The organism is Agrobacterium sp. LMR679 (assembly GCF_027157905.1).
Taxonomy (GTDB): domain Bacteria; phylum Pseudomonadota; class Alphaproteobacteria; order Rhizobiales; family Rhizobiaceae; genus Agrobacterium; species Agrobacterium leguminum.
Genome location: NZ_JAPVOJ010000002.1, coordinates 756,896 through 767,500, shown reverse-complemented (window position 1 = coordinate 767,500; position 10,605 = coordinate 756,896). Strand labels below are relative to the sequence as shown.

6 protein-coding genes, 1 tRNA gene and 2 rRNA genes (1 of these 9 running past the window's edge) are annotated in these 10,605 nt (G+C 59.1%); 6 read left to right on the top strand and 3 right to left on the bottom strand.

The genetic code is table 11. The annotated features are described in order from the left end of the window. From O3W47_RS14540 to O3W47_RS14530, 3 genes are all read left to right on the top strand, one after another. A 23S ribosomal RNA gene (locus O3W47_RS14540) occupies positions 1-2,272 on the top strand (it extends 527 nt beyond the left edge of the window). A 391-nt stretch (positions 2,273-2,663) separates the two neighbouring features. Next, positions 2,664-2,778, top strand: a 5S ribosomal RNA gene (rrf, locus tag O3W47_RS14535). A 102-nt stretch (positions 2,779-2,880) separates the two neighbouring features. Beyond that, a tRNA-Met gene (locus O3W47_RS14530) sits at positions 2,881-2,957 on the top strand. Between the two features lie 142 nt (positions 2,958-3,099). On the opposite strand, the gene O3W47_RS14525 is transcribed toward O3W47_RS14530, so the two are convergent. Further along, a complete protein-coding gene (locus O3W47_RS14525) occupies positions 3,100-3,948 on the bottom strand; it encodes a LysR family transcriptional regulator (RefSeq protein ID WP_269314018.1) in 849 nt (282 codons plus the stop codon). A 103-nt stretch (positions 3,949-4,051) separates the two neighbouring features. On the opposite strand from O3W47_RS14525, the gene O3W47_RS14520 reads away from it, so the two are divergent. Next, positions 4,052-5,386, top strand: coding sequence for an aspartate aminotransferase family protein (locus O3W47_RS14520; RefSeq protein WP_137452697.1), 1,335 nt, complete (start codon positions 4,052-4,054; stop codon positions 5,384-5,386). On the opposite strand, the gene O3W47_RS14515 is transcribed toward O3W47_RS14520, so the two are convergent. Further along, positions 5,383-7,488: a sensor histidine kinase gene (locus O3W47_RS14515; protein WP_137452698.1), complete on the bottom strand. Its 2,106-nt coding sequence runs from the start codon at positions 7,486-7,488 to the stop codon at positions 5,383-5,385. The two genes, O3W47_RS14520 and O3W47_RS14515, sit on opposite strands and share 4 nt — an antisense overlap. Beyond that, a complete protein-coding gene (locus O3W47_RS14510; protein ID WP_120947629.1) occupies positions 7,485-8,219 on the bottom strand; it encodes a response regulator transcription factor in 735 nt (244 codons plus the stop codon). The genes O3W47_RS14515 and O3W47_RS14510 overlap by 4 nt, the downstream gene beginning before the upstream one ends. A gap of 239 nt (positions 8,220-8,458) precedes the next feature. On the opposite strand from O3W47_RS14510, the gene O3W47_RS14505 reads away from it, so the two are divergent. Continuing rightward, positions 8,459-9,457: an ABC transporter substrate-binding protein gene (locus O3W47_RS14505; protein WP_127757751.1), complete on the top strand. Its 999-nt coding sequence runs from the start codon at positions 8,459-8,461 to the stop codon at positions 9,455-9,457. 110 nt (positions 9,458-9,567) lie between these two features. Further along, positions 9,568-10,593, top strand: coding sequence for an ABC transporter substrate-binding protein (locus O3W47_RS14500; RefSeq protein ID WP_269314017.1), 1,026 nt, complete (start codon positions 9,568-9,570; stop codon positions 10,591-10,593). Positions 10,594-10,605: the final 12 nt, after the last annotated feature.

Genomic DNA, 10,605 nt, shown 5'->3' with positions numbered 1-10,605 from the left:
GACGAGGGGAGTGAAATAGAACCTGAAACCGGATGCCTACAAACAGTCGGAGCCCGCAAGGGTGACGGCGTACCTTTGTATAATGGGTCAACGACTTAGTGTAACTAGCAAGCTTAAGCCGGTAGGTGTAGGCGCAGCGAAAGCGAGTCTGAATAGGGCGATTTTAGTTAGTTGCATTAGACCCGAAACCGAGTGATCTAGCCATGAGCAGGCTGAAGGTTGGGTAACACCAACTGGAGGGCCGAACCCATAACTGTTGCAATAGTTCGGGATGACTTGTGGCTAGGGGTGAAAGGCCAATCAAACTCGGAAATAGCTGGTTCTCCGCGAAATCTATTTAGGTAGAGCGTCGACCGAATACCCTCGGGGGTAGAGCACTGGATGGGCTATGGGGACTCACCGTCTTACTGATCCTAACCAAACTCCGAATACCGAGGAGTACTAGTCGGCAGACACACGGCGGGTGCTAACGTCCGTCGTGAAAAGGGCAACAACCCTGACCTCCAGCTAAGGTCCCCAAGTCATGGCTAAGTGGGAAAGGATGTGAGGATCCCAAAACAACCAGGATGTTGGCTTAGAAGCAGCCATCATTTAAAGAAAGCGTAACAGCTCACTGGTCTAAATAAGGGTCTTTGCGCCGAAAATGTAACGGGGCTAAAGCCATGCACCGAAGCTGAGGATATGCCGTAAGGCATGTGGTAGCGGAGCGTTCCGTAAGTCTGTGAAGGCGGACCCGTGAGGGCTGCTGGAGATATCGGAAGTGCGAATGTTGACATGAGTAACGATAAAGGGAGTGAGAGACTCCCTCGCCGAAAGACCAAGGGTTCCTGCTTAAAGTTAATCTGAGCAGGGTTAGCCGGCCCCTAAGACGAGGCGGACACGCGTAGTCGATGGGAACCACGTTAATATTCGTGGGCCTGGTGGTAGTGACGGATCTCGTGTGTTGTTCAACCTTATTGGATTGGTTGGGCGGCGAAGAGGTTCCAGGAAATAGCTCCACCGTATAGACCGTACCCGAAACCGACACAGGTGGTCAGGTAGAGTATACCAAGGCGCTTGAGAGAACTATGTTGAAGGAACTCGGCAAATTGCACGCGTAACTTCGGAAGAAGCGTGACCCTTTTGTACGCAAGTATGATGGGGTGGCACAGACCAGGGGGTAGCGACTGTTTATCAAAAACACAGGGCTCTGCGAAGTAGCAATACGACGTATAGGGTCTGACGCCTGCCCGGTGCTGGAAGGTTAAAGGGAGGGGTGCAAGCTCTGAACTGAAGCCCCAGTAAACGGCGGCCGTAACTATAACGGTCCTAAGGTAGCGAAATTCCTTGTCGGGTAAGTTCCGACCTGCACGAATGGCGTAACGACTTCCCCGCTGTCTCCAACATAGACTCAGTGAAATTGAATTCCCCGTGAAGATGCGGGGTTCCTGCGGTCAGACGGAAAGACCCCGTGCACCTTTACTATAGCTTTACACTGGCATTCGCCAAGGCATGTGTAGGATAGGTGGTAGGCTTTGAAGCAGGGACGCCAGTTTCTGTGGAGCCATCCTTGAAATACCACCCTTATCTTCGTGGATGTCTAACCGCGGTCCGTTATCCGGATCCGGGACAGTGTATGGTGGGTAGTTTGACTGGGGCGGTCGCCTCCGAAAGAGTAACGGAGGCGCGCGATGGTTAGCTCAGACCGGTCGGAAATCGGTCGTCGAGTGCAATGGCATAAGCTAGCCTGACTGCGAGACTGACAAGTCGAGCAGAGACGAAAGTCGGTCATAGTGATCCGGTGGTCCCGTGTGGAAGGGCCATCGCTCAACGGATAAAAGGTACGCCGGGGATAACAGGCTGATGACCCCCAAGAGTCCATATCGACGGGGTTGTTTGGCACCTCGATGTCGACTCATCGCATCCTGGGGCTGGAGCAGGTCCCAAGGGTATGGCTGTTCGCCATTTAAAGCGGTACGTGAGTTGGGTTCAGAACGTCGTGAGACAGTTCGGTCCCTATCTGCCGTGGGTGTAGGAATATTGACAGGATCTGTCCCTAGTACGAGAGGACCGGGATGGACGTATCTCTGGTGGATCTGTTGTCCTGCCAAGGGCATAGCAGAGTAGCTATATACGGAATGGATAACCGCTGAAGGCATCTAAGCGGGAAACCAACCTGAAAACGAGTGTTCCCTATCAGAGCCGTGGAAGACGACCACGTCGATAGGACGGGTGTGGAAGCACAGCAATGTGTGAAGCTTACCGTTACTAATAGCTCGATCGACTTCTTCGTTCCCATTGAATATGTTCATCAAGCCAAGCTTGATGATCTGTTTTGTCCTGACGCCCGAAGGGCTCCGGACGGGCCGCGCCATAAGGCGCGACGGACTAGCGTCCTGTATGGCTGCCATGCTCACTGTTGAGCAAAGGCTGAATACGGACCGGTCACAGAAAGACGTGTAAATTAAATAGAGCCTTGGCTCTCCAGCTTCTCGAAACAACAGTTTCCATGTGAAAACATGAACTAGGTTGCTTTGGCCACCTGGTCCCTCATATCAGAGGTGACCGTATGGCCGATTGGCGTCCCCCGTGAGCGACAAGCGAACGGGATAAGGCATGCCAATCCAAAAAAAGAGCAACATATGTTCATGCGTTCCGCATGAACATATGTTGCGTTTTGCCGACCTGGTGGTTATCGCGGGGCGGCTGCACCCGTTCCCATTCCGAACACGGCCGTGAAACGCCCCAGCGCCAATGGTACTTCGTCTCAAGACGCGGGAGAGTAGGTCGCTGCCAGGTCTGCAAAACGCAACACAAATCTTCTCATTCACAAAAACCGGCACAAAGCCCAAATCAAAAGGCCGCATCAAGCGGCCTTTATGCTATAATAAAACCAGTCAACGCGGGGTGGAGCAGCCCGGTAGCTCGTCAGGCTCATAACCTGAAGGCCGCAGGTTCAAATCCTGCCCCCGCAACCAAATCTCAAAACCCCGTCGCACTAGCGACGGGCATAGGAAAGCGGGATACACCGTCAAACACGCATGGCCGGCCAGATCTTCCAACTCTTAATGCTTGAGATCGCGGAAAAGCGGGATCTGCGCACCGACAGGTCGCTTCGGGTTAAAAACTAAGACCAGGAAGAAAAGCCCTGATGTGATCCCCAAGCGCTATGGCTGCCGTAGAAGTCTGCGGATCGGCGAACTCAATCGCAATGCCGATCGTTGGTAGGGGCGGCAATCCGATTTCGATAATATGAAGGTCGGATGGAACTGCTGTCCTTGTCAGCACGCTGATGGCAAGGCCGGAGCGCGCGATTGCGATGAGGCCGGAAAGGCTGTTGCTGGCGAAGGCGATGCGGTAGCGGCGATTTGCGCTTTGCATGGCGTCGCAAGCTGCGCGGTGATCGAGCGTCACGGGCGCGGAGAGCGCCAGGGGCAGGACATCCTTGGTGATGAGATCCGGCTCCGGCCTGTCCGCCACCCAGACGAAGCTTTCCCTGCGGAGCACGTCGCGGTGATCCGGATCGGATTGCGAAACCAGCGCCATGTCGATCTGGCGGCGCTGCAGCAGCGGACGCAATTCCGTCGTGGGCGCACAGACCATCCGCAGATCGACTTTCGGGTAAGTGCCGAAGAAGCCTCTCAGCAGTTCCGGCAGGAAGGCGATGGAATAATCTTCAGGGCAGCCAAGGCTCACGGTTCCCTGCAGCGTCGCCTCGCCCATATCGGCAAGGATTTCATCATGCCGGGCAAGCAGGGCGCTGGCATGGGCAAGCAGCCTCTCCCCCGCCGCGGTCATACGCACTCCCGAACCCGTTCGCTGCAGCAGGGTATGGCCGACCAGCTCTTCCAGCCGCTGCATCTGGGTGCTGAGCGCGGATTGGGTGCGCCCGATCTGCGCGGCGGCGACGCTGATGGAGCCAGCACGAGCGACAATGATAAAGTTCTTCAGCAGCGTAAGGTCGAGCATGGCGATATCAAAATTATCGATATCGGAGTAAAATACTATCAATTGGACTGAAGTGGCAATGGGTTGTTATGTTTCGGCAAGATAAACTCTTGGGGAATGTGCCATGGACAAGCTTGCGAAGAATTTCGCCTCGCTCAATGACGAACCGGCTTTCTGGGAGGCCGCCAATAAACATCTGACTCGCTACGGACCGGCCTTCGAGGAGATCATCGTCGAACGGGCTGAGGGAAGTTTCGTCTATGATGCGGATGGGCGCGCCATTCTCGATTTCACCTCCGGCCAGATGAGCGCTTTGCTCGGGCATACCCATCCGGATATCGTCACCACCGTCAACCGGCAGATGGCATCGGTCGCGCATCTCTTTTCCGGCATGTTGTCGCGCCCGGTCGTCGACTTGGCGGCGCGGCTGGCGGCGCTCGCGCCGGGTCTCGATCGCGTGCAATTGTTGACCACCGGGGCTGAATCCAACGAGGCGGCGATCCGCATGGCGAAGCTCGTCACCGGCGGGCATGAGATCGTCGCTTTCGCGCAGAGCTGGCACGGCATGACCGGCGCTGCGGCCTCCGCTACCTATAGCGCCGGCCGCAGGGGTTATGGCCCGGCCACGGCCGGTTCACTCGTTATTCCAGCGCCGAATGCCTATCGTCCGCGCTTCAAGAATCCCGATGGATCGAATGACTGGCAGGCTGAACTCGACGATGCCTTCGAACTGATCGATCGCCAGTCGACCGGCAATCTTGCCGCCTTCATTGCCGAACCGATCCTGTCGAGCGGCGGTATCCTCGAACTGCCGGTCGGTTATCTCGCTGCGCTAAAGAAAAAGTGCGAGGAGCGCGGCATGCTGCTCATCCTCGATGAAGCCCAGACCGGCATCGGCCGGACCGGGCATATGTTCGCCTTCCAGCGCGATGGGGTGACGCCCGATATCATGACGCTGTCGAAGACGCTCGGCGCCGGCCTGCCGCTTGCGGCGGTAATGACGAGCGCCGAGATCGAGCAAAAGGCCTTCGAGAGGGGCTTCCTGTTCTATACGACCCATGTTTCCGATCCCCTGCCGGCGGCTGTCGGCGTAACGGTTCTCGATGTGGTGGCGCGTGATGGGCTGGTGGAACAGGCGATTGCCCGCGGAAACCGTTTGAAGGAGGGGCTGCTCTCGCTGCAGCAGCGGTTCGAATGCGTTGGAGATGTGCGCGGGCGCGGGCTTCTGCTCGGACTTGAAGTCGTCGCTGACCGGCATACGAAAGCTCCGGGTTTCGAACTCGGTGCGCGCATCATGCAGGAGGCGATGTTGCGCGGCCTCAGCATGAACATCGTCAAGCTGCCCGGCATGGGCGGCGTCTTCCGCATTGCGCCGGCGCTGACGGTATCGGATTCGGAAATCGACCTTGGGCTGGAGATACTGGCGGATTCGATCGAATCCGCGCAGCTTGCCCGCTAGGTGTGGCCGGCATTTGCCGGAAACGTCAGTTCAACCCTTGCGCCTTCGCCCGGCCGGGAACTGATATGCGCTTCGCCGCCGCTCTGGCGCACGAACCCGTAGACCATGGCGAGGCCGAGACCCGCACCGCCATGGTCACCCCGCGTGGTGAAATAGGGCTCGAAGGCCTTGTCCACGGCCTCCGGCGTCATGCCGACGCCCTCGTCGGTGACGGCGATCACCAGCGTATCGTTGCCCGAAGCGGCCTGGATTGAAATCAGGCCGCCATCGGGCATGGCGGCTGCGGCATTGAGGCATAGATTGAGGATGGATTGTTCGAAAAGGGCCGGGTCCAGCGGTATCGAGGGAAGATCGTCATCGATATCGAGCGCGATCCGGCATTTGGGGCCGACGGCGATTTCGAGAATGTCGGCCATGCCGCGCAGCAGGCTTGCGACATTGATGACGCTTGGATGAATCGGCTGCTGGCTGCCGATGGTGAGCATGCTGCTGGCCAGAGAGCGGCCGCGATCCGCCGCCTTGCGGATGCGGGCGATATGCCGCTTCTGGCGATCGTTGAAACCGGCTTCCCGCTCCAGAAGACCGAGACTGCCGGTGATGATGCCGATCATGTTGCCCACCTCATGGCTGACCTGATGGGTCATGCGCATGATGCCATCAAGCCTCTGGGCTTTGACGGCCTCCGCTTCCTGGCGGTCGAGAGCGGTCACATCGCGGGCGAGCAGCACGATGCCGCCATCCGGCTGGCGTGACATCGATACTTCGATCACCCGCTGCTCGTCGGTGCGATGGCGCAGGACCGCGCGGTCGAGCAGTTCTCCCGGCTCAGTATCGAAGGGCAGCAGAGCCGGATCGATTTCCGGGATCGGTTCGACAAACCTCCGAAGCGGCAGTTTTCGCGACGAGCCGGAGCGTCCGACGAGTTCGATGATGCGGCGGTTCATGGTGATGGGCCGGCCGGCCGGATCGAACAGCGCAATTCCCTCATTCATGGTGCGGAAGGTCGAGCGGATGGTGCGGGCTGCCGCTTCGGCCGTGCGCCTGAGGCGCGAGACGCGGTCGACGCTGTCATGGAAGGCGCGAAACGCATCGAGCAGCCGGATCAACTCCGTCTCGGGACCCGTATAGGAGGGCGGGCCGACATCCTTATCGCCCTTGGCGAGGGCATTCATGCCATTGGAGAGCGTCACGATCCCGCGCGAGACACGCATCACCGAGCGGATCGAGAAGATCGCCACGATGAGAACCAGAAGCGAGGCGACGGCGACAATGATCAACAGCCGGTTGAGAGCATCGGAAGTCGAAATCAGGTCTTCGTTCAGGCTGCGCGCAACCGCATCGCCCTGGGTCTCGGTCACATGGGAAAGATCCCGCGAGACGGTGTGAAGGCGGGAGACCGAGGCGCGGATCGCGAACATTTCCAGAAGGTAACGGCTCTGGGCCTCGAAGACCCGCTCATAGGGCTGTAGTTCGGCCACGGGCAGGCGCTCGCCGGGATAGCCCTGCTGGCGCGCCGTTGTTTCCGCCACGTAGCGACGGCGCAGTTCGCCAAGCTGGAAGAGGCTGTCGGATGCGGATGCGGCCTGTACGATGCCGTTCATTCGCCGGCGCAGTTCCGGATCAAGGATGCCCTGACCTGTGGCGATTTCGCCGAGCGCCGCTGCCGCTTCCGCCTTGTGGCCCTGTGCCGCATCGGCATCCTTCGCAAGATCGAGCGTCTGTTCCCGGATGATCTGGAGGAGTTCGACGATGCGTTCGCTGGCAAAGCCACGGGTGATCCGCTCGCCGCTGTCCGGTCCTGTCATTTCGAGCAAGATATCGACCTGCTGGACCACCGAGCGGCTTTCGCTGGAAACGCGATAGGGCGAGGCGGCATTCATCAGGAACGGTGCGCTGGAGACGAGATCGGAGACCTGCCGCGAGACCAGCGACGCCTTGGCGAGACTGGAAAAGGCCTGCAACCCATAGGCCGCCATTTCATCGCGGGCGCGCTGCAGGCCGTAAATGGCGATGGCAGAAAGGCTGAAGACGAGGAGGCAGGTAAAGACGATCGCAAAGGGCAGGCGAAAGGCGATGGAGGAAAGGAAGGAGCGGCTGATCACGGGGAAAGCTCGCCCTCGTCGGTGTGCAGAACATAACCCTTGCCGCGCCGCGTCTTGATATGGCGCGGCAGATCAGGATTGATCTCGATCTTGCGTCTGAGCCGCAGCACCAGCACATCGACATTTCTGTCGATGTAACGGTCGCTCTCCGAACCCAGCCTGTCGAGAATCTGCGAGCGGCTGACAGGCTGGTTGGGTGTTTCCGCCAGTATTTCCAGAAGCGCGAATTCGGCAGTGGTCAGCGTCCGGCTGCGGTCCGCGAGGCAGACGGCGCGGCGGGCATCGAGATCGATTGCCCAGTCCCCGAGGCGAAGCGCCCCGCGCCCATGATCGCTGTCCTTCTCCTGTTTCAGCGAAGGGATCGTCCGGCGCAGTACGGCTTTGATCCGGGCCGTGAGTTCGATGGGTTCGAAGGGTTTGACCACATAATCGTCGGCGGCTGTTTCCAGACCGAGAACCCGATCGGCGGCGCTGCCGGCGGCGGTGACCATAACGATGCCGATGTCGATCTGGCTGCGCAGCCGCTGGGCGAAGGTGCGTCCGGATGTGCCCGGCAGATTGTGATCGACGAGCACAAGCTGCATCCTGTCCCTTGCCAATATCTCTTCCGCCTCCTCGGCGGAGCGCGCGCAGGTGGGCAGCCAGCCCTCCGCCTCGATGAGGTCCGAGATGAGCTCGGCCATATCCGGATCGTCCTCGACGATCAGAATGCGAACCTTCTGATTTAGCACTGCACTTTCCTCCCGCCATCATCATAGGCATGGCGATGACGATCTTCAAAGGCTCGCTGGTTATCTCCCCTGTCATAATTGTAATATCTGTAATCTTGTTCGGCGGTGCGGTGAAAGATTGGTAACCATTCTTCGATTGCGGTGCGGACAGGATGTGACATGCTGTAGGTGGAGACTGGAACGGGGAGGTTCCGGGCAGGGAGGCTTAATTGAAAGCATTGACCGCACTTGCGGCGAGCATGGCCCTATGGCTGTGCGGCGCAGGGCATGGCATGGCCGAGCCGAAGTTGAACGTCCTTTGCGGCGTCGACGAGGCCTGGTGCTTGACCATGCAGCGGGCTTTTGAAGCCAGGGCCGGTCTCGAGATTTCGATGGTGCGCAAGAGCACCGGCGAAATCCTCGACCAGATTCGTGCCGAACGATCCCATCCCACTGTCGATGTCTGGTGGGGCGGTACTGGCGATACCCATTTGCAGGCGGGTTCTGAAGGGTTGCTGGATGAATACCGGCCCGCCCACCAGCAGGATTTGCTGCCCTGGGCGCAGAATTTCTCGGTGATGTCGGGATCGCGGTCTGCGGGAATTTATGCCGGCGCGCTGGGCTTCGCCTATAATTCGGAACTGCTTGCGAAGAACAATCTGCCGGCGCCGATCTGCTGGAAGGATCTGGCGAAGGATGTCTATCGCGGCCATATCCTGACCGGCAATCCGAACTATTCAGGGACGGCCTTCACCATGCTGGCCACTCTCGTCCAGCTGTTTGGCGAGGAGGAAGCTTTCGGATTCATGGCGAAGCTCAACCAGAACGTCGTGAGCTATACCAAGGTTGGTGCTGCACCGGTGAAGGCGGCGGCGCGGGGTGAGATCATGATCGGTATTTCCTTCATGCACGATGCCGTGACCCAGAAGATCGAAGGTTTTCCGCTGGTCATCGTCGCGCCGTGCGAGGGCACCGGTTATGAAATCGGGGCTGTCAGCATCGTCAAGGGCAATCGCAACGCGGCCCTTGCACAGGATTTCGTGGAATTCGCGCTGAGCCCGGAAGGGCAGGCGACAGGGGCCGCGGCCGGCCAGAACCAGGTGCCTTCCAACGCCCGGGCGACATTGCCGCTGACGGCGCCTGACATATCGATGATCAAGATGGTGGATTACGACTTCGCCACCTTCGGACAGCCGGAAGAGCGAAGTCGGTTATTGAGCCGCTTCGACAGCGAAATCCACCCGACCCAGACCCAGTAGGGCCAAAACCAACATCCCAAAAAGACAGCGCGCGCGCCGCAAAGTGCCGCGACCGGCAGCGCCATGTCCGCGCGCCCAGGAATTCAGACGCAAGCTACAGGAGGATAACCATGCGACTGACGATACTTTCCACCCTGCTTTTTGCCGGCACGGCACTGAGCGCCGTTTCCGCGCAGGCGGCGGGCGAACTGAACCTCATCTGCTCGGCCGATGTCGTGATCTGCGAACAGATGAAGGGCGATTTTGAAAAGTCGCACGACATCAAGGTCAATATGGTGCGCCTGTCTTCTGGCGAGACCTATGCCAAGGTGCGCGCGGAAGCCCGCAACCCGAAGACCGATATCTGGTGGGCCGGCACCGGCGATCCGCATATGCAGGCGGCCTCGGAAAACCTGACGCTGGAATACAAGTCGCCGATGCTCGACCAGTTGCAGGACTGGGCCGTGAAACAGGCCGAAAGCACCGGTTACAGGACTGTCGGCGTTTATGCCGGTGCGCTGGGCTGGGGCTACAACACCGAAATCTTCAAGTCGAAGGGTTACAAGGAGCCGAAGTGCTGGGCCGACCTGCTGGCGCCGGAACTGAAGGGCGAAATCCAGATCGCCAATCCGAACTCTTCGGGCACCGCCTATACCGCGCTTGCCTCGCTCGCGCAGATCATGGGTGAAGATCAGGCGATCGACTATCTGAAGAAGCTCAACGTCAATATCTCGCAATATACCAAGTCGGGTTCTGCACCGGTCAAGGCGGCGGCGCGCGGCGAGACGGCGCTCGGCATCGTCTTCATGCATGATGCAGTGGCGCAGACGGCGGAAGGCTTCCCCGTCAAGTCGATCGCGCCCTGCGAAGGCACGGGTTACGAGATCGGCTCCATGTCGATCATCAAGGGCGCACGCAACCTCGACAATGCCAAGACCTGGTACGACTGGGCGCTGAAGCCGGAAGTGCAGTCGCGCATGAAGGACGCCAAGTCCTTCCAGCTTCCCCCCAACAAGACGGCGGAAGTGCCGAAGGAAGCGCCGAAGTTCGAGGACATCAAGCTCATCGACTACGACTTCGAGACCTATGGCGATCCGGCCAAGCGCAAGGCGCTTCTGGAGCGCTGGGACCGTGAGGTTGGTGCGGTCGCCAACTGATCTTAACTCCGG

Coding starts and splice junctions, on each gene's coding strand:
- O3W47_RS14525 (WP_269314018.1), bottom strand. CDS start 3,948: ATGCTCGACCTTACGCTGCTGAAGAACTTTATCATTGTCGCTCGTGCT.
- O3W47_RS14520 (WP_137452697.1), top strand. CDS start 4,052: ATGGACAAGCTTGCGAAGAATTTCGCCTCGCTCAATGACGAACCGGCT.
- O3W47_RS14505 (WP_127757751.1), top strand. CDS start 8,459: ATGGCCCTATGGCTGTGCGGCGCAGGGCATGGCATGGCCGAGCCGAAG.
- O3W47_RS14500 (WP_269314017.1), top strand. CDS start 9,568: ATGCGACTGACGATACTTTCCACCCTGCTTTTTGCCGGCACGGCACTG.